General features: G+C 64.8%; 22 protein-coding genes. 12 read left to right on the top strand and 10 right to left on the bottom strand.

Annotated features, from left to right (window positions below):
- A partial coding sequence (locus VFC51_20240; protein ID HZT09361.1) for a carboxyl transferase domain-containing protein occupies positions 1 to 465 on the top strand: 465 nt, incomplete at its 5' end.
- A 33-nt stretch (positions 466 to 498) separates the two neighbouring features.
- Positions 499 to 1131 carry an HD domain-containing protein gene (locus VFC51_20235; GenBank protein ID HZT09360.1) on the top strand — a complete coding sequence of 211 codons (633 nt, stop codon included), beginning with the start codon at positions 499 to 501 and terminating at the stop codon, positions 1129 to 1131.
- 133 nt (positions 1132 to 1264) lie between these two features.
- On the opposite strand, the gene VFC51_20230 is transcribed toward VFC51_20235, so the two are convergent.
- The 4 genes from VFC51_20230 to VFC51_20215 form a co-directional block, all read right to left on the bottom strand.
- Positions 1265 to 1828 (bottom strand): hypothetical protein, encoded by a 564-nt coding sequence (locus VFC51_20230; GenBank protein ID HZT09359.1) that lies wholly within the window; start codon positions 1826 to 1828, stop codon positions 1265 to 1267.
- Between the two features lie 206 nt (positions 1829 to 2034).
- Positions 2035 to 2394, bottom strand: coding sequence for a preQ(1) synthase (gene queF, locus VFC51_20225; GenBank protein ID HZT09358.1), 360 nt, complete (start codon positions 2392 to 2394; stop codon positions 2035 to 2037).
- A 168-nt stretch (positions 2395 to 2562) separates the two neighbouring features.
- Positions 2563 to 3843, bottom strand: a complete 1281-nt coding sequence (locus VFC51_20220; GenBank protein HZT09357.1) for a glucosaminidase domain-containing protein — start codon at positions 3841 to 3843, stop codon at positions 2563 to 2565.
- A gap of 303 nt (positions 3844 to 4146) precedes the next feature.
- The gene (locus VFC51_20215) at positions 4147 to 5241 is read right to left on the bottom strand and encodes a cupredoxin family copper-binding protein (GenBank protein ID HZT09356.1); all 1095 of its coding nucleotides are present in this window, start codon (positions 5239 to 5241) and stop codon (positions 4147 to 4149) included.
- Between the two features lie 316 nt (positions 5242 to 5557).
- On the opposite strand from VFC51_20215, the gene VFC51_20210 reads away from it, so the two are divergent.
- Positions 5558 to 5947, top strand: coding sequence for a response regulator (locus VFC51_20210; protein ID HZT09355.1), 390 nt, complete (start codon positions 5558 to 5560; stop codon positions 5945 to 5947).
- Between the two features lie 242 nt (positions 5948 to 6189).
- On the opposite strand, the gene VFC51_20205 is transcribed toward VFC51_20210, so the two are convergent.
- A complete protein-coding gene (locus VFC51_20205) occupies positions 6190 to 6453 on the bottom strand; it encodes a hypothetical protein (GenBank protein HZT09354.1) in 264 nt (87 codons plus the stop codon).
- Between the two features lie 301 nt (positions 6454 to 6754).
- On the opposite strand from VFC51_20205, the gene VFC51_20200 reads away from it, so the two are divergent.
- Positions 6755 to 7693, top strand: a complete 939-nt coding sequence (locus VFC51_20200; protein ID HZT09353.1) for a YihY/virulence factor BrkB family protein — start codon at positions 6755 to 6757, stop codon at positions 7691 to 7693.
- On the opposite strand, the gene VFC51_20195 is transcribed toward VFC51_20200, so the two are convergent.
- Positions 7673 to 10267, bottom strand: coding sequence for an AMP-binding protein (locus VFC51_20195; GenBank protein ID HZT09352.1), 2595 nt, complete (start codon positions 10265 to 10267; stop codon positions 7673 to 7675). The genes VFC51_20200 and VFC51_20195 overlap by 21 nt on opposite strands.
- A gap of 161 nt (positions 10268 to 10428) precedes the next feature.
- On the bottom strand, positions 10429 to 11142 hold the full coding sequence (locus VFC51_20190) for an MBL fold metallo-hydrolase (protein ID HZT09351.1): 714 nt from the start codon (positions 11140 to 11142) through the stop codon (positions 10429 to 10431).
- A 342-nt stretch (positions 11143 to 11484) separates the two neighbouring features.
- Here VFC51_20190 and VFC51_20185 point away from each other — a divergent pair, with 342 nt between their 5' ends.
- From VFC51_20185 to VFC51_20155, 7 genes are read left to right on the top strand one after another with little or no spacing between them, the layout of a single operon-like run.
- On the top strand, positions 11485 to 13029 hold the full coding sequence (locus VFC51_20185) for a peptide ABC transporter substrate-binding protein (protein HZT09350.1): 1545 nt from the start codon (positions 11485 to 11487) through the stop codon (positions 13027 to 13029).
- Between the two features lie 29 nt (positions 13030 to 13058).
- A complete protein-coding gene (locus VFC51_20180; protein ID HZT09349.1) occupies positions 13059 to 13928 on the top strand; it encodes a VOC family protein in 870 nt (289 codons plus the stop codon).
- A gap of 29 nt (positions 13929 to 13957) precedes the next feature.
- Entirely contained in the window at positions 13958 to 14434 is a 477-nt protein-coding gene (locus VFC51_20175; GenBank protein ID HZT09348.1) for a VOC family protein, read from the top strand.
- Between the two features lie 20 nt (positions 14435 to 14454).
- Positions 14455 to 15411 carry a hypothetical protein gene (locus VFC51_20170; protein HZT09347.1) on the top strand — a complete coding sequence of 319 codons (957 nt, stop codon included), beginning with the start codon at positions 14455 to 14457 and terminating at the stop codon, positions 15409 to 15411.
- Positions 15412 to 15428: 17 nt separating this feature from the next.
- A complete protein-coding gene (locus tag VFC51_20165) occupies positions 15429 to 16289 on the top strand; it encodes a VOC family protein (protein ID HZT09346.1) in 861 nt (286 codons plus the stop codon).
- A 30-nt stretch (positions 16290 to 16319) separates the two neighbouring features.
- Positions 16320 to 17666, top strand: coding sequence for a VOC family protein (locus VFC51_20160; protein HZT09345.1), 1347 nt, complete (start codon positions 16320 to 16322; stop codon positions 17664 to 17666).
- Entirely contained in the window at positions 17663 to 18847 is a 1185-nt protein-coding gene (locus tag VFC51_20155; protein HZT09344.1) for a M24 family metallopeptidase, read from the top strand. The genes VFC51_20160 and VFC51_20155 overlap by 4 nt, the downstream gene beginning before the upstream one ends.
- A gap of 262 nt (positions 18848 to 19109) precedes the next feature.
- On the opposite strand, the gene VFC51_20150 is transcribed toward VFC51_20155, so the two are convergent.
- The 3 genes from VFC51_20150 to VFC51_20140 form a co-directional block, all read right to left on the bottom strand.
- Positions 19110 to 20570 (bottom strand): aldehyde dehydrogenase family protein, encoded by a 1461-nt coding sequence (locus tag VFC51_20150; GenBank protein ID HZT09343.1) that lies wholly within the window; start codon positions 20568 to 20570, stop codon positions 19110 to 19112.
- 6 nt (positions 20571 to 20576) lie between these two features.
- Positions 20577 to 22196: a benzoate-CoA ligase family protein gene (locus VFC51_20145; GenBank protein HZT09342.1), complete on the bottom strand. Its 1620-nt coding sequence runs from the start codon at positions 22194 to 22196 to the stop codon at positions 20577 to 20579.
- A 71-nt stretch (positions 22197 to 22267) separates the two neighbouring features.
- A complete protein-coding gene (locus VFC51_20140) occupies positions 22268 to 22990 on the bottom strand; it encodes a class II aldolase/adducin family protein (protein HZT09341.1) in 723 nt (240 codons plus the stop codon).
- A 158-nt stretch (positions 22991 to 23148) separates the two neighbouring features.
- Between VFC51_20140 and VFC51_20135 the strand changes: the two genes are divergently transcribed.
- Positions 23149 to 23397, top strand: a complete 249-nt coding sequence (locus tag VFC51_20135; protein ID HZT09340.1) for a helix-turn-helix domain-containing protein — start codon at positions 23149 to 23151, stop codon at positions 23395 to 23397.
- Positions 23398 to 23437: the final 40 nt, after the last annotated feature.

Here is a 23437-nt window from a genome sequence, read left to right as displayed (position 1 = left end):
GTGCCCGGCTTCATGCCCGGCGTGGCCCAGGAGCGAAACGGCATCATCCGCCACGGCGCGAAGATGCTCTTCGCCTACTCGGAGGCGACCGTTCCAAAGATCACGGTGTACTTTCGAAAGGGATACGGGGGCGCGAAGCAGGCGATGTGCACGCGCGAGATGGGCGCGGACCAGGTCTTTGTGTGGCCGGGCGTGGAGCTCGCGGTGATGGGGGCCGAGGGCGCCGTGGACGTGCTGTATCGACGGGAGATCGAAGCTGCCGCGGACCCCGGCGCCATGCGCCGCGAGAAGATCGCCGAATTCACCCAGCGCTTCTCCGGGCCCTTCGATGCTCTGGCCAAGCAGTTCGCCCACGCTGTGATTCGCCCCGGCGAGACCCGCCAACGACTCATCCGCGCCCTGGAAGCCTTTGCAGACAAATCCGAATCGCAGCCGGCGAAGAAGCACTCCGTGATGCCCGTGTAGCGCCGGGCCGCATTTTCGGTCGACAATCTCCGTATGCTGGAATTTCTGCGAGCCGTCGGCGTGCTCAAGACCATCCCACGCCAGGGGTGGGTGGACCGCCGGATTCCCGATCCGGAATCGGTCGCCGATCACACGTACCGGAGCGCGATGATGGCATGGGCGCTGGGCCAGGCGGCCGGGCTCGATACGGCCCGGCTCGTCAAGATCGTGCTGGTCCACGATCTGCCGGAGGCGGAAGCGGGGGACGCCACGCCCTATGTGGGGATCGTGGAGACTGGCGTCAGGGTAGAGGACGCCGTCGCACGGTGGCGCGACCTCTTGTCGCCGGAGGAGCGAGCCGAAGCGAAAATGCGAAAGCATGCGCTGGAGGCAGATGGGCTTGCCAGGATCTGCGCCAGTCTCCCCGGGTCGCTCGGGGACGAGCTTCTGGACCTCTGGGCCGAGTATTCAGAGCGTCGCACGCCGGAGGCGCGCTTCGCTGCGGAGATCGACAAGCTGGAAGCGCTGCTGCAAGCCATCGAGTATCGAGACGCGGGCCATCCAGCCGACGTCGAAAACTTCTTGCTCAGCGCCCGTGAATCGGTCCAGCATCCGCTTCTGGTCGAGCTGCTCGCGGAGTTGGAGCGGTACCTCGCATCGCGACCATCGCGGAAATCCGAAGCGTAAGGGGGTCCACGAAATACGAGGAGGCCCTCACTCTTGGTGTGAGGGCCTCCTCGCGGTCACTACGAGCGCGGGTGAGAGAAACCCCTCTCGATTCACGGCCGAGCGTGCCGATGGCGCGCGGCGGTCGGAAACCTCAGGTCCCCGCGTAAGGGGATGAGTAGTCGAGGACGACGCGCGCGGCGTTCGCCGAGATCATATACAGCGCGGCCTGGCCATTGGCGCCCCGGAACTCGCCGGTGCCGGCCAGGATTCCGACGTGGTCCGCCACTACGCCGCCGCCCAAGACGAACTGGCCGCGTCGGGTCAGCTCGAGGGACGCGTTGGCAACGGATCCCGTCGCACCGGGCCGGGACGGGTCGAAGTTCCAGCCCCAGACCCGAAGCGTGCCGACCCGCTTCGAGTTGGCCCCAGGCGTGCCATCTGCGCCGAGAGAGCCGGCCTCGTAGACGGCGCCGCTCATGTAGAAGGCGCCCGCCTGCATGGCCATCTCAGCCGCTGGCGCGGCGGCGGCGGGGGCACCGGCCGCAGGCGCGGCCGCCGCCGGGGCGGCCTCCAATACGACATCAAAGGTGAGGCCCCACGGGCTTCGCTCCGGCCTGTCTGCCTGGGCGTTCGCAACGGTCTGGCCGACGACGGCCCCTGCCAGGACTGCGCCGCCCCCGGCGGCCAACAGACGCCTACGACTTACTCGTTCCAACTCGCACCTCCGCACGTAGTTTTGGACGGTCTAGTATAGTCGCTACGACCGTAGCAAAGTCAATAGGTATAGCCCGCTGATGACAAAACAACGGCACTTACCGACGTTATACGCCGAATTATGTCAATATCCCGCGAGGTAGGCTTATACGCAGCCTCCGTTGCGTCATTGCGCGGGCGACGACCGCGGACCGATGGGCGAGTCCTCTAGATCGGCTTCTGGTGCGACGCCCGGATGACGGAATGGATGCCGCCGCGCACGTTGAACTCGGCGGTGACATCGATGCGTAGAGGATCGAGGACGGCGACCAAGTCGTCAAGTATCAGATTGGTCACATCCTCATAGAAGTGCCCCTCGTTGCGGAACGCCCAGAGATAGAGCTTGAGCGATTTCAGCTCGACGCACGTTCGATCCGGGACATAAACGATCCGGATGGTCGCGAAATCCGGCTGGCCCGTGATCGGGCAGACGGACGTGAACTCGGGGCATACGTGCTCGATTTCGTACGCGCGACTGGGATGCGGATTGGGGAAGACCTCGAGCGTCGCCTGGTGCGCCGACGGCATGCACGCGCTCCGAACCGCTGAGCTGGCGCGTGGGCCGAGACCGAGCAGGGTGCTGATGAGCGGATGTATACCGATCGTGCCGAGCCGTTCGGCTTCGCTCGGGGCAGGAGCGTCGAAGCGCGCCACCCCCTTCGGCGGGCTCGGGGCGAACGGTTTGTCAGCATTCTGCTAGAAGGGCACGTCCCACTGATACAGATTGTAGCGGTCCATGTACGCAATCAGCTTCGTGGCGTAGTTCGGATCCGTGGCATATCCGGCGGCGTTGATGCGACGGGCGAACTCTTTCGGATCGCTCGTCGCTTGGAGCGCATACGCGTAGCGTGAGTTCTCGAGGAAGAATCGACCGTGATCCACGAGAGAGTCGGCCGGGTCGGCATAGCGGCGGAAGGGCGCGGGATAGTTCACGTCTCTCCCATTCGCATCGACCTCCCAGGCGTCGATCCAGACGACGCCGGCGGTTCCCGGCTTCTCGTAGGCCTTGATGCCGAAGTAGTTATTTGCGTCCCGAGCCAGGAAACTCGTGCCCCAGTACGTCTCGAGGATGGCCTGGGCGAGGGTCACGGAGGCCGGCACGCCCGTGAGGCGCTGCGACTCGCGGGCGCCGCGAACGAGGCTGAAGATGAACGCCTCGTGCGAATCCGCGGGTATCCGGCCGTCTACGCCCGGTGGCTCGCGCAGCAGCAAGCGCTGGCCGATCTCGATGTGGTCCGGGCGCACCAACGCGTTCAGGGAGGCGATCACATCCGCGCTCACGCCGTAGGCCGCGGCGATTCGATTCACGGTGTCGCCCGGCGCAACGGTGTAGAAGGTGGGCGGATCGACGCTGGCGGCGTCGCCATCGGCGCCTTCGGCGGCCGGAATTGGTGCGTCATCTGTGCTGTCCGGAGCACCGTCTGGACCAAGGCCATCCGCGTCCAGGTCGGCGGAGGTGAGTGCCGTCGCGTCCACCGAGTCGTTGGGAGGCCGCGACTCCGCATGCTGTTCGCCGCGGTCTGAGGTGTCTGGTGCGTCCGGCCGGTCTTCATCGCCCGATGCATCGGCGGCGGGCTGCTCGTCGGTGGGGCGTGCCGGAACCGGCAACTGCGCGTTGGCGGACGAAGCCTCGAGGGGCTCGGAGGCAAGGCCGACCCTGATGGCGCTGACTTCCGTTGGCGCGGGATCAGCCGGAGGATGGGCCCTTCCGGCGGTGAGCGACGGTGAGACGGCAAGCACGCCCAGGAGGACTGCGCCGTGGGCCACGCCGCGTTGCCACGCGCCACTGCGCCTCGGGGCCCGCGCCGGCGCGATCGGGCGTAACGTCGCGAGCGCGATCGCGGGCTCTGCCGTGGCGGGCGTGTGCGGGGCAGTTGGGCGGGGCTGCGGTGGTTGGCGTCGGCCACGCGGCCCGAACAACCGAACGCCGAGGATGCCGAAATAGGCGAGCGCGAAGAGAAGGACGCGGTGCAACACGGACATACTCCGGGAGATGGTTGGCGCATGGCCCGCTCCGCTCGCGCCCACAGGCAGCCCAGATTCGAGGAGCGAGGGGTTGGACGGGACAGGGACGTTGCGCGAGCCCGTGGGCCGGGCTCGGCGCGTCCGCGCGCGCGAGTCAGGTTTTCGAATCGACGGCGGAGTATATCAAGTCTGTAAAAGGTTCGCAACTTAGTTAAGGCGATAGTGTAACAAAGTCCAGGTGAAGAGAGGGGCGCTCCGCATGGTCCGGAGCGCCCCTCGGTGCGTGGATGCGGGCTCGCGGCCCGCTAGGATCTTCTAGTAGACGAACGGGTACCCGTAGCCGAAGTAGTAGGGGTAGCCGTAGTACCCGCCGTAGTAGCCACCGTAGGAGTAGGGGTTGAGGTACGCGGCATACGACTGGTACGGGTACACGTAGTAGCCGTATCCGGAGTACGGATACAGATAGGCGCCGTAGCCAGAGAGAGCGTATCCGTAGTACGAGTACGGAAAGACGCCGTAGCCGTAGTAGCCGGGATAGCTGCTATAGCCGTAGCCGTAGAGGGAGTACGGGTAGTAGGAGTATGAGTAGTACGAATACGGGTAGTACGAATACGGGTAGTACGAGTTGTAGAGCCCATAGCCGTAGTTGTACGGGTAGCCGGCGTACGGGGCCGCGTAGTAGTAGCCGTTCAGCGGGCTGTAGTAGTACGACATGCCGTAGCCGCCGTAGCCGCCGTAGCCGCCGTAGCCCATGCCGTAGCCGCCGTAGCCGTAGGCCGGACCGTAGCCCATGCTGTAGCCGTAATCAAAGGCTTGACCATAGGTGCCCATCCCCTGCGCGCCCGGTGGCGAGACGGTGATGGTGCCCCGCATTCGCGGGTGGAACGTGCAGTAGTAGGCGTAGCGGCCGGGCTGGTTGAAGGTGTAGTAGGACGACTGGCCCTTATCCAGCCCACCGGTGTCCCAGAGGCCCATGACGCTCGTTGCCGAGTGGGTCGAGGGCCCGTTGTTTGTCCACACGACCGTGTCGCCCACGGTGATGTTCAGGTTGGAGGGTGTGAATGAGAAGTCGGCGATCGTGACGGTCGCGGTGGCGGTGGGGGTTGCGGCGGGCGCGGCCGCCGCGGCGCTACTGGGTCCCGGTGTCGCCGCGAGGCTAGAGCTCGTCGCCGGCGTAGGCGTCGCCTGGATTGCGGGTTGGACCTGTGGCTGCACCACCGCGACGACGGCTGGCTCGGACTGCGTTGCGGTGGAATCATTCACCGTGATTCGTGCATCTGGGCTGGTGGGGACGTCGACCTCGGTGCTCTCCGCCTTTGCCACGCCGATGAGTGCGAACGCCATCATGGCGGCCAGCCCAAGGGCGATTCGCACCGCTCGCGTGATAGGTATGCCTGCGCGATAGGACACGTTCATACCTCCTCGACGAGATGGGTCAACGGCGCACGACCGAGACAAACTCCACGCCACGCACCGGTGACAGTGAGCCTGTCACAGAATAGCGGGTGTCGCGTGCAGAATCAACCCGCCTGCGCGGTCTGTCCTGCCCGCTGGTGGCAACCTAGCGGATCCTTGGCCACGGCGGTACACTGGCTGGATATCGGCGTATCCGCCGACGCGCGGTTGTGCCGATCCCAGCATCACGGGGCGTGGCCAGAGGCCAGCCGAACCAGAGCGTGGCGTGTGAGGAAGACGGTGGGTGAGAGCGCCGGATGAGAGAAATGCGGTGAGCGAGAGTTGCGTTTTGGTCGTGGACGACGACCCCGACCTGGTTCAGCTCGTGTCCGGGATGCTGGAGATCCTGGGGTATCCGGTCATGACCGCGCGCAATGGAGCGGAGGCGCTCGACGCTGTCGAGCGGGAGCGCCCGTCGCTCGTGATTCTGGACTCCCGCATGCCCGTCCTTGATGGGTCCGGCTTCGCCCAGGCCCTCAAAGATCGCGGCATGCGGATCCCGCTCCTCGTCATCACCGGCGCGTCGAACGCGCAGCGCTGGGCCCAGGAGATCGGGGCGGATGGTTATCTGGCGAAGCCGTTTGACATGACCGATCTTCTCGCCGCGGTGCAGCGGCTCGTCGTCGACGGACCGGGGGAGGCTCCTTCAGCTGCACGTTGATGTGCTTCAGACACGGGTACGCATGGAACGACCGGAATATGCCGTACTGGCCCGCCCCTTCGGCGGGGCCCTTCGCGCCGCAGGAAACGCACGCGCCGCAACGGCGTTGCACACCCCATTGCTCACCTCGCCAGATGATGTACTCTCGCAAGGTTATCGCGACGACAAGAGTCATCCATGGTGATGAGCACAGTCGATGGAACGAGGAGTTCCACCGCGGGCGAATGCTAAATGCGTACGACCTACGTACCTCCCAGGATCTTGGCTTCATCGAAGCGTTTGAGAACGCCCATGTCGAGTGGCCCGCTCATCTGACCTACGACGAGATGACCGAGCAGACCACCCTCGCTGGCGACGTCGACTCGCCCGCTGCGCAGTGGGATCTCCGGAGAGGGCTCGGCAGCCGAGACCTTTGGTGGAGTCTCCAGGACCTCCATTTTCAGCGCCGCATTTGGGCTGAGCACCGGTTGGGGCAGGAAGGGCAAATCTACCCCGTTCGTCTCCAAGCCGACCCTCATGGGTCCCGGCGGAGGGCCACTACGTCAAGCTCAGGGTTGCAAGGTACTATCCATCCCAGGACCTGGCCTTCCCCGGGGCGGAACTGCCAGATGAGCACTACCGCTCGCTTCTCCTCCAGCGCGAGGAGCTGCCCAGTTTCCACATCGAACTGGAATGGATGCTCGTCTCGTGAATGCCGCGGACTCCGACGTCCCTCGCCCTCCCGTCGGCGGTCGTGAGCGGTTGGTCGGGAGTCAGACTGCTGGCCAGCACAGAACGCGCCGACTCATCCCGGGGGTGGGACGCCGAATGCCTCCGCCAGTGGCGCTCCGACGTCGGCTCGTGCGGGGGCTTCGGCCTGCTCTTGCGCTCGCCGCTGACCTGCCACCCGTGGACTTTGCAATCCAGGTAGCGCGCGCCAGCTGCGCCGACGACATTCCCGGGCTCGCGGCCGAGATGGCGTACCAATTCCTCTTCGCGTTGTTCCCGTTCTTCATCTTTATGGCTGCTCTGGTCGGGGTGATCGGCGCCATGGTCGGACGAGACAACTTGTTCGCCCTCGTTATGCAGAACGTCGAGCTTCTTGCGCCCCCAGCCGTGCAGCAGGTCGTCCGGGAATGGCTCTATAGCGGGGTCTACATCCACTCCCCGAAGCTCTTGACCCTTGGTGCCGTCTTTTCCCTCTTCGGCTCCAGCGTCGGCGTCGCGACGCTGGTCAAGGGGTTGAATCGCGCGCACCGGGTGGAAGCCGACCGCCCGTTCTGGCTCGGACAGATCCTGTCGATCGCGATCACCGCCGTGGTCGCCACCGTGATGCTCCTTGGGCTGAGCGTCTACACGGCCGGCGAGTGGGTTGGACAGCGCATGCCAGGCCGCCTATCGCTTGACGAACGTTTTCTCACCACCTGGTCGATTCTCCACGGACCGGGGCTCGCCGGAGGCCTGTTCGTAGTGCTCCTGGCGCTGTACGTCATCTTGCCGAACGTGCGCCTGCCACTCTGGCGGTGCGTGCCGGGCGCCGCATTTGCTATGGCTGCGTGGATAGTGGTCACCAATGGTTTCACCTTCTACCTGGTGCACTTCACCCAGTTCGATCTGACGTACGGGACCGTGGGCGTCGCTATCGTGCTGCTCGTCTGGATGTACGCGGTGAGCACCATCCTTCTGGTGGGCGGCGAGATCAACGCCGTGGTCGCTGGGCATCGGAACCGCACGGCGTCACCTTCATCAATACCCGTCCATCGATAGGGCGCGCACAGCCGCTTCGATTTCGGCGGTGGCCTCCCCATACGGTGTGCCCGGGGCGAACATTAGCGGCTCACCGATGCGCACCGTGAAGGCACCGCGCCATGCGTCGTGGCCCGTCTGGAGCACGCTACGTCGCTTGACCTCGATCCACATGGGTACCACCGGCACTCGGCATTCGACCGCCATGAGCCCGGTGCCGCCCATGAAGGGCCGCATTGGACCGCCATCGAAGAGGTTCCCCTCCGGGAAGATCAGCACCGACCAGCCCAGATCCAGGAGCCGCCCAATGTACTCGAGGCTGCCTCGCACATTGCCCTGCTTCGAGAGCGGGAAGGCGTTGCACAGGCGCGCAATGGCGCCACCGATTTTCGGATCGAACACCGCGTGCTCTTCGCCCGCCGTGCAGGTGCGCCGTCGAAGATGACGCGGGAGCGCCATCCAGGCCGCGGCCGGGTCCATCCCAAAGGTGCCGGCCGCGAAATGATGATTGGCCGCAACCATGACTGGCCCAGGCAGGTGCTGGATCCGCTCCCGCCCCTCCACCCGGACGCGCCAGAACACATGGTAGAGGGGGAAGACCAAGCCTTGCAGGAACAGCTCCCGAGCGATACCGGCGGCTGGCGTGAGCGGCCAGGTCACAATCCCCTGCGCCTCTGCCCGAGGCTCGGCCTCGGCCACATATCGCGCCAGGTCGGCCACCGACGTCTCCGGGGTCACGACCGCCTCATCCACGAAGACGCCGAGCTCCTCCTCGATGGCGGAGAGGAGCTCGACTCGCATCAGGGAATCCAGACCCAGATCCGCACCGAGGACATTTCCCGGCTGAATCCGCGACGTGGCGACGCCACTCACCTCGCCAATCAGGCGCCTCAGTGGATCAGTCGACATGGGATCCTGGGACCCGTGTGTTAGCAGCGCTGACGCTGGGCTGCCCTCGTGCGCCGATTGCAGCTCGCGGAGCCGCGTGGCGACCTCTGTTTTCTTGACTTTCAGCGTGTGGGTCCGGGGGAAATCCACATCCGGCCACACCGTGAAGCCCTGGATCTGCTGGTGGGCGGCAAGCTGCGCGTTGGCCGCGCGCACCGCTGCAGCTGCCAGGCTCGGGTCAGTCAACAGGAGCGCCGCGTGCACCTGTACCCCGCCGCCCGGGCCTTCGAGGCCGATCACGACGGCGTCCGTGACCGCCGGCTCTCGAATGAGGCACTGCTCGATGTCTTCCGGGTACACGTTCTGGCCGTTGGCGAGGACAATCAGGTCCTTCTTGCGTCCGCTCAGGTAGAGAAAGCCGTCGGCGTCGATGCGCCCCAGATCGCCGGTGAAATACCAGCCATCGCGCAGGACCGCCTGGGTCGCTGCCGGATTGTTCCAGTAGCCGCGGAAGATGTTCGGTCCTTTGGCGAGAATCTCGCCATCGTCGTTGATCCGGAGGTCCACGGCCGGGAACGGCCGCCCCACAGCGCCGGCCCGGCGCTCAGCGGGCCGGTCGCAGGAGATGATGGGCGAGGCTTCCGTGGCTCCATAGCCCTGGAGCACCGTGACGCCCATCAGCTCCCACCGCCGGGCCAGGTCCGGATCCAGATGGGCCCCGCCGCTGATGACGATCTCTAGGTTTCCTCCAAACCGCCTGTGCACCCTGCGGAACAGCTTCCGTCGCAGGTGCATGGGGAGGTGCCGGGCGCGGACGAAGAGACGCTCGAAGGCCGCTTCTCGCCCCTGGCGTTTGACTTCCCGCTCGATTGCGTTGAGAAAGAGCTGGAGTGCCTGGGGGACAAGCACCAGCATGGTGACCTGGTTCTCGGCAATCGCACGGAAGAGCATGGCCGGTTGGCGACTCACAGGGTAGGTGATGCGACACCCGCCGGAGAGGGGTGCCAGAAGGCCGACCGTCTGTTCCAGCATGTGGCTCAAGGGGAGAAGCGAGAGGAGGCGGAAATCGGGGCGGATGTCGATCACCTGGCCCACCCCCTCGACGTTGGCGAGCACGTTGCGATGGGTCAGCATGACGCCCTTGGGATCGCCCGTCGTGCCGGAGGTGAACATGACCTCTGCCAGGTCATCCGGTGAAGGCTCCACGGGGTCCAGGAGTCGATCATCTTCGGTCAGCGCGCTGTCCAGCTCCTCGAGCTCGACATGCAGCGGGAGTTGATCCCCGCCGATCCGTTTGGTTGCACGGGAGAGGAACGCGAAGCGAGCGTCGGTCTGCCGAACGACGGATGCCACGAAGTCGGGACTGCTTCGGACATCCAACGGCACTGCCACGGCACCCGTCTTGTGACAGCCAAAGAAGGCCGCGACCCAGGCGGGCATGTTCGGCCCCCAGAGAACGACCCGGTCGCCCTCGCGCACGCCCCGCTCCTGCAGCATTCGCCCCACACGAAGGGCGAGCCGGTCGAGCTCCGCATAGCTGATGGTCTGGGTTCGGAACCCGAGCTTGATGGCCAGAGCGGGGTTGGCCCCATATCGAGTGGCTTCGTCGGAGAGGAAGTGTCCCAGGGTCCCAGGAGGTCCGGATTCATGCGTGGTCCTGGGATCCCTTGCCACGGCTAACAGCTGGCCCGGCGTCTTGCTCTCCATCCCCCGCTCCTGTCCGAAGAACCACGGTTCTCGAAGTCCCGCGCGACCCCGCCGGCGAGCGGGTCCAAGATAGCCCATCGTTGCAGCTCTAGGTAGTGCCCGGCGGGCAGTGCCGAACCAATCCGCCGAGATCAAAGCACATCGGAGAGACCCGTGGCGCATCAACGCCAGGTGCGCTCACCAAACTCTGGCGACCACGTGGCGACCAGCAGCTCAAGGCGGGTCCGGGCATGCTCCCGGAGCGGAGGGAAATGGCTGAAGCAGATGGTTTCGATGTCCAGGGCGGCAAGCCGCTCCAGCGATGCCCGGGCGTGGGTGGGATTCTCCGTAACCCGTGCATCCGGCTCCTGCAATTCTTGTCGATGAAAGCCCATGACGTCGCCTGCGAACAACAGCCCCTGCCCGGGGAGGGAGAGCGTGATGCTGCCCCGCGTGTGCCCGGTAGCGTGAATCACCCGGAGCCCGCCCATCACCGGAAGGACCTCGCCGTCGTGCAATTCGATGGCTGGAACCGGTCTGCCTCGCATGAGGGAAAAGAGTGGGGTCGTGAGCATGGCGAGGGGCTGGGTCTGGATCGGATTGGGATACGCCATTTCGCCGCGCAGGTAGGTCGCCTCACTCGTATGGATCAACACGTCGGCCCCGGATGCTCGACGCAACTCTGCAGCCGTCCCGCGGTGATCGATGTGGTAGTGCGTCAAGACGATGCGCTTGATGTCGGAGGGCGACCTGCCCGATTGGCGGAGCTGGCGAAGAATGAGCCACCCGCTCCCTGGCGCGCCCGTATCGATCAGTGTGACGCCATCGTCCTCTAGGAGGGCGAACACCTGGCAGGCGATCGCGCGGAGCTGGTGAATGCCGGACGCGATTTCCATTCGAAGTGGGCCGGGTGATGAGGGGCGACGCCGCACCGACAACAATGAGAAACCTTAAACCTGTCCACCCTGCAGTTCGCGGTGCTTGACTGAAGTCGGCACGCGACGATAATGGACCGGATCTCATGGGGGTGGCCGGACTTGGCATCCTGGCGACTTTTGTCGGTCCTCTTGTTGCTTCCTTTGGTGGCATCCGCTTGCATGAGCAACGCGGGCGTCGCTGGTTCGAGAGGCCCCAGCAGTTCCGCCCCAGCGCAGTCCGTCCCCAGCCCGCAGGGGGAACGCGCCAAGACCCTCGTCCTCGCATTGGAGGGTGAGCCCCTGGATCCGTTCGTGGGCAGTATGTCTGGGGGCGCGGGTACGATCGCCGGTAATCTGAAGCTCGCCGTCCATCAATCGCTCGCGAACTACGACGACCGCGGCGGCCTCCACCCCATGCTCGCTGAGTCCCTTCCGTCCCGGGACGATGGGAGCTGGGTCGTCCGGAGTGATGGGACCATGACCACGACGTACCGTCTCCGGCCGGGTGTGACTTGGCATGACGGAACTCCTCTCACGAGTGCCGATTTCGTCTTCGGTTGGCAAGTTACGAAGGATCCTGACGTCCCCATGCGGAACCGGAACATCGCTCGGCGGATCACCGGCATAGACGTCCCTGACGACCGCACGCTGGTCATCGAGTGGGATACCACGTACCCGTTCGCAAACGCCCTCGTCGACGATCAGATTGGCCCGATGCCGCGGCACCTCCTGGAGCAGCAATACACGGAGAACAAAGAGCATTTCGCGGATCTCCCGTACTGGACCAGGCAGTTTGTCGGCGTCGGGCCCTATCGGCTTCAAGACTGGGAGGCTGGGAGCCATCTCACCCTACGAGCCTACGACCAGTTCTATGCCGGCCGACCCAAAATTGACGCTCTCGTTTTCCAGTTCATCCCGGATCCACAAACGACCGTCGCAAATTTGCTTGCTGGGTCTATAGATGGAGCAATCCCGCGTGCGCTCGATTTCAGCGACGTTAGCTCAGTGAAGAGCCAATGGGAACAGGCTGGCCGAAAGCCGCTCGCGATCATTCAGCCAACCCATTGGCGCGTATTCGAGCCGCAATTACGCCGGCAGCTCGCCAACCCGCCAGAGATTCTAGATGTGCGCGTTCGGCGCGCACTCCTCTCCGCAATCGACCGCCAGGCGCTCGTGGATACGCTGCTTGACGGCACGCTTCCGGTGTCGGACACGTTCTTCTTCCCTGAGGACGCGAAATGGGACTGGGTGAAGGATGTCGTCGTCAAATACGAGTTTGACCTGCGGAAAGCAGTGGACTCGCTCAGTGCCGTCGGCTGGGTCCGTGGGCCCAGCGGTTCGATTGTTGACGCAAGCGGCAAGCAGGTGTCCATCCCGGTCGAGACGTCCGCTGGCGCTCAGTCGGAACAGGAATTGTCGATCATCGCCGCGAACTGGCGCGACCTTGGCTTCGCTGTGGACCAACATGTTCGCACCGCCGCGGAGGCGCGGGACAACCGTCTCAACTCTATCTTTCCTGGGTTTAGCGCCTCGGCTGGACCGCTGACGTTCGAGCACCTGTCGACGCGCCTGCACTCGGCCAGCTGCCCTGGAGACGCCAACAGGTGGACCGGTCCCAACCATGGCTGCTACCAGAACCCGGAGTTCGATCGGCTGCTCGACGGGCTGCAGTCGGCGATCGAACCGAACGATCAGCGTGCGCTCTACCGGTCGCTGGTACGAATCCAGACGGAGGACCTGCCAGTGTTTCCGCTCTACTTCAATCCCCAAGCTATGATCTTCCGGGAGGGCGTCGTCGGCATCAGGGGAGACACGCAGCCCCGCACCGCCATGACCTGGAACGCCGGCGAGTGGGACGTCCGTTAGCTCTAAATGGAGCTGTGAACGGAGCTGGAATGAAAGAGGAGTTGCCGAATCCATCGGATGAGCTTCCGATCTTCTATGGCTGCGAGCCCGAGCCGGACGCGGTCGTGGAGCACTTCAGCCACCTCGTCGTCGCCGTGACCGATCTCGATCGGAGCGAGGCCTGGTACCGTGATGTGATCGGGTTGGACTTCTTGGGACGCGGGTTGACCGCGGAGCCGCAGCCACATGCCGTCCTGCAAATGAACACTGGGCAGCTCATCATTCTCGTCCAGTACGACGAGATCGATACCGTGCGCCAGAACGCCCAGGGCGTTCACCACGGCTTTGCCCTCACCCAGAACCAGTATCGTCAGGCGGTCAATCGGCTGCGGGCAGCCGGAATCGACGTGGTGGCCCAGCGTGAGGAGTTCATCGCCCGGGGTCAGTACAGCATCGACGTGTATGACCCGGACGGACACCACTACCAGATCGAGACGATGGACGAGATTCAGTCGCATGAGGTCCTGCTGCCGAATAAGGGCACGATCGATTGCGGTCCCGCGGACTCCTATGAGAGTGGCGAGGTCAAGCTCTTCCGAGATGCCAACTTTTTCTTGGTACGGATCGATGACGGGTTTCTGGCGCTCACCCGCTGGTGCAGCCACCTGAATGGCCTCCTCGTATACCAGAAGGAGCACTGGCGGTTTTGGTGCGCGATGCACACGGCGACCTACGACCGGCGCGGGAATCCGACCTGCTCGTCGAATCGCTTCCCGGATCTCAAGGCCCTGCGCCTTCACCCCGTGAGCTTTAGCGCGGACGGCCACGTGTTGGTGAATACTGACGAGGTCGTCGAGCGTGCCGCGTTCGCGCCAGAGCAGCTCGCGAGCATCGCGTCACCGCCAGTGAGCGCATCCTGAGCGCCCAGATCCAGTTTGAGGAGATTGCCATGGCGGCAGTCGAAGGAATCACCCACAGCGGCATTTGCGCCCTCGATCTCCCGGAGTCGGAGGAGTTCTACGTCGAACGCCTGGGCGCCACATTCAGCAATCGGAGCGGCTTCCACGTCGACAAGGTCGTGCGGGGTCGGTCGCTCAATACCGTCGTGGCACTGGCGGATTATCTGCTGGCCTTGATGGTGCCGAAGAACCTGCTGCCGCAGCCGAGCTCCGACGAGCGCAGGGGCGCGAACCCGCTGCGCCACGCATTCTGGGTCTCACGGGTGCGGTTCGAAGAAGTGTTGAAAGAGCTCGGGACGAGGGGCGTGTCGTTCGACGGGCCAGTGACCCATCCCGAGTCAGGTCCACTCGGGCAATCGATCTACCTGCGCGATCCAGCTGGAAACTTCCTCGAGATCTGCTGGAGGCGGGACCGGGACCGTCCCTTCCACCCGGTGATCACGACCGGTAAGCTGGCGGAGCATTGACTGCTGCACGCCAGACAGAGATGGCTCGATCGGAAGTTCAGTTCCGTTCGCTCGTCGAGGCGAGCGAAATCATCGGCGTCGTTTCCGACGCGGAGGACCTTGCCGCCGCGCGGGCGTTCTACGAACCGATCCTCCGGCACGCCGCCGGCGAATGGGGGCGAGAGCGAGACACGCTGAATTTTCGGTCCGTCGGCCAATCCCTGCGGTTCCGTCAGCGACAGCACCCGCGAGGCACCGAGGAGACGGGACGCCACCAGGCCTATCGGGTCCCTGCGGAATCGCTGAGGGGAATCATCGGGGAATTGCTTGGACTCGGCTACGTGGTCGACTGGTGGCGCGAGGATCATCCTTCAGAGCGCCAGGTCTCGGCGTATCTGCTCGACCCGGACGGCAACCGCGTCCAGCTCGTTGAGTCCGCAGCTGCGGATCTGGATCAGTTCGGATTCCTCGACCATGTCGGCGTCGAGGTGCACGATCTGGAGAGCGCTGAAGTGTTCTACGGCAAGGTGCTGGGCGGGCAGGTCGACTATTACCATGGCCGTCGAGCCCGCGATTACCAGGAGGCGCTAGCCTGGGAGGGCGGCGGGGACCCGTGCGCGCCGTGGACGCGACTCTGGCCGGGCGCCGGCCTGTCGACAGATCTACGGCATAAGTCGCGTGTGCCCCATCCCAATCAGCAGGTGTTCTTTCGATTCGGCGAGACACGCCTGGCCGTTGTTCTCGCTGGGAAGCACCGGCAGGAGCCGCCGGAGGAGCAGGCGCAGGGGACACCGCGGATCGTCTTCTGTAGCCGGCTCCCCGTCGCGACTATCGGCGCACGGCTTTCCTCGACCCCCTTTCCGCTTACGCCGGAGGATCGTCTGCCCCTCACGTTCCGGGTTGATGGGCCGGTCGTCTACCTCCGCGACCCCGCGGGGAACTTTGTACAGGTCGACGGCGCCGACACCATGGAGCATCGGGCGAGCGGCCGATCTTAGCGATCACAGGAGGGTCCGTGCCATATAGGATCGAGACAGTCCCAACCGAATCGGATGAGCCGCCGGAGTTCTTCGGCAAAGCTTTCCAGCCCGGGGATGTCGTCGAGCGATTCAGCCACCTCGTGCTGGAGACGAGCGATCTCGATCGGAGCGAAGCCTGGTACCGCGACATCATTGGCCTGGACGTGTTGGGCCGCAACTTGACAAACGAGGAGCGGCCCCACTCGGTCCTGCGCATGAACACGGGGCAGCTCCTGATCCTCGTTGAGCGGGAGAGCGTAGTTGTCCCGCGACCGGGGAGCGTGGGGCTCCACCACGGGTTCATCCTCACGCCGAGCCAGATGCGGCGAGCGATGGACCGACTTCGTGATCTGGGGATCGAGATGCTCTGCGACCGCGAGATCACGCGCGGCGACTACTCGATCGAGCTCTACGATCCTGACGGGCACCACGTCCAGATTGAGACGCTCGACCCCGTACAGGCGACGGAGGTGATCTTCCCAGGAGTCGGCGTGGTCGACTGCGGCCCGGTGGACAGCTATCAGGTGGGCGACGTGAAGCTGTTCAAGGACGGTGAGTTCTTTCTCGTTCGCGTGCCTGAGGGCTTCCTCGCACTCTCCCGCTGGTGCCGTCACTTCAACGGACGGGTCATCTGGCGACAGGAGCACTGGCACTTCTATTGCCCCTTCCACCATGCGACTTACGACCGGTGCGGGGCGCCGACCGTTCTTACACGCTGGAGTGGGCGCTTCCGCAATCTTCCCGCGCTCCGGCTCAACCCTATTAGCTTTAGTGCGGACGGGCACGTGCTCGTCGACACGGACCGGGTCATCGACCGTGCGACGTACGAGCCGGCACAGGCGAGCCCAGCGCCCTAAACACGTTCTGGATCCAAGGAGGGATCGATCATGGCCGAAGTCGAGGGACTGACCCACACCGGGCCCGTGGCATTGAGCCTCATGGAAAGCGAGGAGTTCTACGGGCGAGCGCTGGGCGCGCGGCTCGTGAACCGAAACCACTTTGACACGGACAACGCGCCTCGCGGCCGCTCGCTCCACACGGTCATGACGGTCGCCGACTACATGTTTACCCCAATGCTGCCGTTCGACGTGATTCCTTCGCCGCCTGCGGACCTGCAGCGGGGCATCAACAATTTCCGGTCGGCGTTCGCCGTCTCCCGAAGCCGATTCGCCGAGGTCATCGAGCATCTCCGGAGAAACGGGATTCCATTCGAGGGGCCGGTCGTCCATCCGCCAGACGGGCCGCTCGGGGAATCCATTTACTTCCAGGACCCGGGTGGGAACTTCCAGGAGATCTGCTGGAGACGGGACGAGTTAGAGCAATACCGGCCGGTGCGGCTCCCCGCGCGAGCCACAGTGTTTCGGCCGGAGCCGCCGGTCGAAGGCCTGGTGCCCCTCGATCTTCTTGCTGGTGCGGTAGTAGAGGTGAGAGATCTTGCCGCGACCCGTGCGTTCTACGCGAGGATATTCGGCGACGGCGAAGGTGAGTGGGAAGCGGCCGCTGACCGACTTGCGTACCACCACGGATTGCAGAGCGTCTACTTCGTCGCGTGCACCGAACCCCGAACGCTCCCCGGCAGCGGGCACCACGTCGCGTACCGCGTCGGACCGGATCGCCTGCCTGCGCTGGTGGCGGAGCTTGAGCAAGGAGGCCACAGGGTGAGCTGGTGGCGCGAGGATCATCCGGCAGAGAAACAGGCCACGGCATACGTCGTCGACCCAAGCGGCAACCAGGTGCAGCTCGTGAGCGGCGAACCCGGCGGGGTATTGCTGGACCACGGTGCGATTGAAGTGTTCGACATGGACCCGATGGAGTTCTTCTACACGCGCATCCTGGGTGGGACAGTTGATCATTGCTTTGGCCGCGCCGTGGAGGACATCCTCGAAGCGAAGCGGGCGGCCGACGGCGATCCGTGTGCCCCGTGGACCCGGTTGACGGAAAAGCGCTACACAGAGCGGAAGGGCGGCAAGCCCGGTCCCAACCAGCAGCTCTTCGTTCGGTACGGCTCGACCATGCTCGACATGGTGTTGGCGAAGGAGCATCGCCAGGAGCCCCCCGAAGATCAGGCCGAGGGGACGCCCCGGTTGATTTTCCAGGCGCGAGTGGCCGCCGGAGATGCAGTCACCGCTCTTGTGGGCATTGGGCTCGCGTGCACGCGGGAGGGGGATGACGTCTACGTACGTGACCCGGCGGGGAACTTCCTGCAGCTTGTGTGCCGGGCCAACGCCCGGTGAGCGGAGCGATTGATGATTCCAGCCCTGATGCGCCGCTGACCTTCTCCCTCGCGGAGCGCGACCGCCGCTGGAAGGCGATTCGGGATGAGATGCGGGCCGAGGCCATCGACATCCTTGTGGCAACCGGTAACACCGGTCGCTACGGCCATCATACCGCCGATGCCCGCTACATCACACAGCACGGGGGCAACGACATTGATCCGCATGCGATCCTGCCGTTACAGGGCGAGGTGACACTCATCGCGCGAGCCAAGCCCGGGTGGGTGGCGGATGTCCGAGAGTACGCGCGACACGAGGTGGACGGGATCGTTGATCGGCTCGGAGAGCTTGGAGCGGATGGAAAGCGAATCGGCATCGCTGGGCTGGCCGGGCTGATTCGCGCCCCCGATGGCATCGTCGGGGCGGCCGTCATCGCGAAGATCCGGGCGGCCTTTCCCCGGGCGGAGATTGTGAACGCGACTCCTCTCATGTACCGCGTGCGCTCGGTCATGAGCGACGAGGAGATTGCCTTCGTGCGCAAGGCGGTCCGGATCGCGGAGGCCGCGGTTCGCGCTTTCTCGGAGGTGGCGCGCGCTGGGGTGAAAGACCGCGTAGTCTACGCGCGCATGGTGGCCGCCGAGATCGAGGACGGCGGCGAAGTGCCATTCATGTTGGCCTGGCACGCGAGCCGCGCGGGTATGCCCTACACGCGCCTGACCCAGGCAACGCCGACGCGCGTCATCGAAGAGGGCGACATCGTGTACTGCCAGATCGAGGGGAAGTGGCAAGGCTACCTGTCGCAGATGGACCAGACGTTTACCATCGGCACGGTCCCCCAGCTTATCCGAGACATGGCGAGGGCGCAGGCGGACGCGTTCGCTGCGGCGCTTCCGGCTATGAGGTCAGGGAACACCTTGGGCGATGTCGCCAACGCGTGCGCTGCTTCCGCGAAAGGAATGACCTACGAGGCGAGGCTCATCGCCCACGGGCGCGGCCTGGGCGAGGACTGGCCCCTGCTCACCCAGCCTGATCCGGCCCTGCTCCGCCAGGAGCTCAAGACAAACATGGTCATGGACATCAAGCCAGGCATCATTCGCGATGGCAAGGATCTCTGGGGCCGCTTCGGCGACAGCGTGCGAGTGACTGCGAACGGCGGCGAGCGTCTCGGAACGCGCCCCGTCGGCTTGATCAGCATCCCATAAGGCTACCGGCTGCGATGTGCCGATCGGGAGGCCGGGAAAGTCGCGCCATCCGAACGGGACACCGAGAGAACCGATCCGCCCGCATGATGACGCACCAACCGGGGAGTCGCGTTCGTCGCCCTTGGGACGTTGTGCGTACGCATCTTACTGATCGCACCAGTGCAGATCAGGGCGGGTGACTTGAAGCTCCTCAGCGAAAGGGAGTCAATGATCGAGAGTCTCACGAGTAACGAGTGCCTACATGGCGGCAGTTTCGTCTTTGTTAGAGCTGCACGTTGATGTGCTTCATCTCGGTATATTCCCAAAGCCCCTCGAGCCCGTACTGGCGCCCGATTCCGCTCTGCTTGTAACCGCCCATCTCGCCGGCGGGGAAGAGCTTCCCGAAGGTGTTCACCCACACCATGCCGCTCTTCACCTTCTTCGCGATGCGGAGCGCCTTTGACATGTCGTTCGTCCATACGGCGCCCGCGAGTCCGTACACGGTGGCGTTGGCGATCTCGGCCGCTTCCGCCTCATCCTTGAAGGTGTGCACGGTCAGGACCGGGCCGAAGATCTCCTCCTGAGCGATGGTGGCGTTGGTCGGGACGTGGTCGAAGATGGTGGGGGCCACGAAGTACCCCTGGGCCAGCTTCCCCTCCGTTAGCCGCTTCCCCCCGGTCACCAGCTCGGCCTCCTGCTTCCCCGTCTCGACGTAGCCCAACACGCGGTTGAGCTGGCCCTCGGAGATGACCGGTCCGGCCTGGACGCCCTCGTCGAGGCCGTAGCCGACCCGCAGGCGGTTCGCCATTTCGGCGAGCTTCTCGACGAAGCGGTCGTGGATCGACTCCTGCACGAGCACGCGCGAGCCCGCGACGCACACCTGGCCCGCGTGGAACATCGAGGCGCCGTTTAGCGCTCCGCGCACGGCTCGGTCGAAGTTGGCGTCCTCGAACACGATGTTGGGGCTCTTCCCACCCAGCTCCAGTCCTACCTTTTTCAGCGTGTCCGCCGCCATCTTCATGATCTCCTTGCCGGTGCTCGTATCACCGGTGAAGGCGACCATGTCGACGTCGGGGTGGCGCACCAGCTCGGCGCCGGTGGTGCTGCCCGGACCCACCACGAAATTCACGATCCCCTTGGGGAATTCCGGGATCGCGTCGATCATCTGGATGAACTCGGCCGTGGCGCCCGGGGTCACGCTGGAGGGCTTGATCACCACCGCGTTTCCCGCGGCGAGCGCAGGCGCTAGGGAGCGGGTCAAGAGCGACAGGGCCATGTTCCACGGCACGACGATGGACACCACACCGATGGGCTCGCGGATCAGGATCGCCAGCGAGTCCGGCTCCAGCATCGTCGAGCGGCCGTAGACGTTGCGCGCCAAGCCGGCGTAGTACTCGATGGCGTCCGCCCCGCGCGTCACCTCCGCTCGCGAGACCGAAAGGGGCTTCCCACCCTCCCTGGTCAGGAGCGGCGCCAGCCAGTCGATGCTCGATTTGAGCGCCTGCGCGAGCTTGTAGAGGGCTGTGGCGCGCTTGCGCGGGTTCTCACCCCAGTCCGTCGTCTCCATCGCGTGCTTCGCCGCGGCGACGGCCGTGCGCGCGTCCTCGACCGGTGAGTTGGGCGCGCGATAGACCAGCTCGCCATTGCCCGGGTCGTGGACCTCGAGGGTGGCGCCATTGGTCGCGGCTCGCCACTCTCCGCCGATGTAGTTCTGATACGTCTTCACCGCTTGTGCAACAGCCATGATGCCCTACCTCTGTCGAAGCTTGTGACGCTGGATCTTGCCGCTCGCGGTTTTCGGGAGCGGATCGGACTCGAACCGGATCTCCTGTGGACACTTGTACAGATGGTCGCGATCGAGCCCTTCCGCGCAGAACCGCACGAGGGCGTCAGCCAGCTCGGACCCGCCCGCGCTCCCGTCGCGCAGCACGACGTGCGCTCGAGGTTTGATCCGCCCGTCCGCCTGCTTGTACGGGACCACGGCGACCTCGGCGACGCTGGGATGGCGCAGCAGCACCCCTTCCACCTCGATAGGGGAGACCCACTGCGCGTTTACTTTGAACATGTCATCCGCCCGGCCCTCGTAGTGGTAGTAGCCGTCGGCGTCGAGGGTGTAAAGGTCCCCCGTCTTGAGCCAGGGCCCGCGGAACGTGTCCCGACTTCGGTCCCGCTTCTTCCAGTACGCGAAGGCGAAGGATGGCGACTGCACGTACAGCTCTCCCACCTCACCCTGGGGCACGGGGTGGCCGTCCTCGTCGAGGATCTTGGCGTTATAGCCGGGCAGCAGCTGGCCGCTCGAGCCGGGCCGGGCCCTGCCCGGCAGGTTCTGAATGTAGATGTATCCGAACTCTGTCGACCCGATGCCGTCCAGCAGCTCGATCCCGAAGGTTTCGAGCCAGCGATCGTAGATCACCGGCGGCAGCGCGTCCCCCGCGGAGATGCACAACCGCACGGACGAGAGGTCGACCTGAAGCTTGCCCGCCGCGTGGTCGTTCAAGATGTTGTTGTACAACGCGGGCACGGTGAAAAAGATCGTCGGCCGATAACGGGCGATCGTGTCGACCACAGCCTGCGTGGTGGGCGGGCCCGGCATGAGGACGGTCGCGTTGCAGGCCATGAGGGGCTGATAGAGCCCGTTGACGAGGCCGTACGAGGTGAAGAGCTTCGAGGCCGTGAAGTTCCGATCGTCTGGCGTGGGCTTCGACACCTCACGGAGCCAGGTGCTCGTACAGTAGACCATGTCCTGGTGCAGGTGCACCGTTCCCTTCGCCGGACCCGTCGTGCCCGAGCTGTACAGCCAGTACGACGGATCGTCGCGGCTGGTCGGCTCGACCTCCAGCTCATCGGAGGCGGCTGCGAAGGCGTCGCGGTACGAAAGCTCGGCGGCCCGTGGGCCGAGCGACTTGGCGATCGAGGCGGACGTCTGGCTGCTGTCTGCGTCGGGGAGCACGAACACGCGCTTCAGGTAGCGAAATGTGCCCGGAAAGCCTTCGAGGCGGCGCAGAAATTGGTCGTCGGCGATGACGGCGGCGGCGCGCGAGTCCTCGATGTAGTAAGCGAGGTCGTCACGCTCCGAGAGGGTGTTAATCGGGACGGGGACCGCTCCGATCTTCATGGCGCCGACGAAGCTCTCGATGAATTCCGGCCGGTCCGTCGTAAGGATGAGGACGCGGTCCTCGATCTCGATCCCTTGGTCGCGCAGCATGTTGCCGGCTTTGTTGACGCGTTTGAGCAGATCCGCGTACGTGATGGAGTCGTCCTGGTAGTGGATGGCCACTCGGCTGCCGCGCCCCTCCGCGACGTGGCGATCGACGAGTACGCTCGCCATATTGAAGGTTTCTGGAACGTCGAGGCTCAGGTCGAACTCCATACGCCCACTCCCGTCTCGGCCGAGATGCCCCCGGCGCGTCGCCTCGCGCGGAGCGGGGACGCGTCGATGGCTCAGCGGGGCATGCCGTCCCACTTTTGTGTCTTGCGCAGTAAATAATGCCACGCCCGAACGATCGCCTCCGGGTGATAGATGTGCTGGCGCTTCGCCAGCGCCTCTTCGTCCGGCGAGGCTGGCACGTCGCCCAGGCTGATGGCGGCGATTTGCGCGCGCGAGGCCTTTTCCAGCAGCATCGATGCTACCACCGCCTCCTCGATCGTCTCCGCAGCAATGGCGATGCCGTGGTTCTTCATGAACAGGGCGCGGTGCGAACCGAGCGCCGCCGCGACGGACTCACCCTGTTCTCGCGTCACGATGAGGTCCGTCATCTCCGTGAACACCGGGATGGCGGGCGGGTAGAAGAAGCACCCTTCATGGGTGACGGGAAGGATCGTCCTGCCGCTCGACCCGAGGACCGTCGGCAGGGTTGGGTGGGTGTGGACGACGACGTTGACCTCCGGTCGGCGCCGCATGATCTCCGCGTGGATCGGGAACTCGTTGTGGCGCTGGCGCATCCCGGCGATCTTGTTGCCGTCGAAGTCGATGAGCACGAGGTCGTCGGGGGTGATCTCCTCGAGTCCGACGCTGTTGGCCTTCATCCAGAAGCGTGTGGGGTCCTCCGGATCGCGCAGCGACATGTGGCCCCAGATGACGTCGCCGTGGCCCTCCATGGCCAAGATGCGACACCCGAGGGCCAATTTTTCGCGCACGTCGAGATCAGAGGTATCGAAGGGCATGTCCTCTCCTCGTGCGGTGTGGGCGGCCTAATTCTACGGAATGCCGGCCAATAGATGCCGGAGTACGTGGGCAAATGCGTGACTCAACGGACGGCAAGGTCCCCGATCGTCCCATGACGATCACAAATTCGTTGGCGCGAAACCGCTTTTGATAGAATATGCGTATCAGCGCGCGCGGAGGCACGCAATTGGTTGGCTCAAATATCGAGATTCGCCCGAATGCTGTCTACACGTTGGCGGAAGTTTGCCAGATCCTCCGTATCAGCGACGCCACAGCACGCAGGTGGCTGAAAGCCGGAAAGCTGCGCGCGGCTCGTGTGGGCCGGGCCTATCGCGTGTTGGGAAGCCAGCTCTTGGACGCCCTGGACCAGGACCGATTCACCGAACGCGAACGCCGGATCTCATAGCCTTCCTCAGCCGACCGGCTCGGCATCCGCGCCCCCGAGA

The organism is Chloroflexota bacterium, assembly GCA_035652535.1.
GTDB lineage: Bacteria > Chloroflexota > UBA6077 > UBA6077 > SHYK01 > DASRDP01.
The sequence above is the reverse complement of the archived record's forward strand: the minus strand, read 5'-3'. Positions and strand labels throughout refer to the sequence as shown.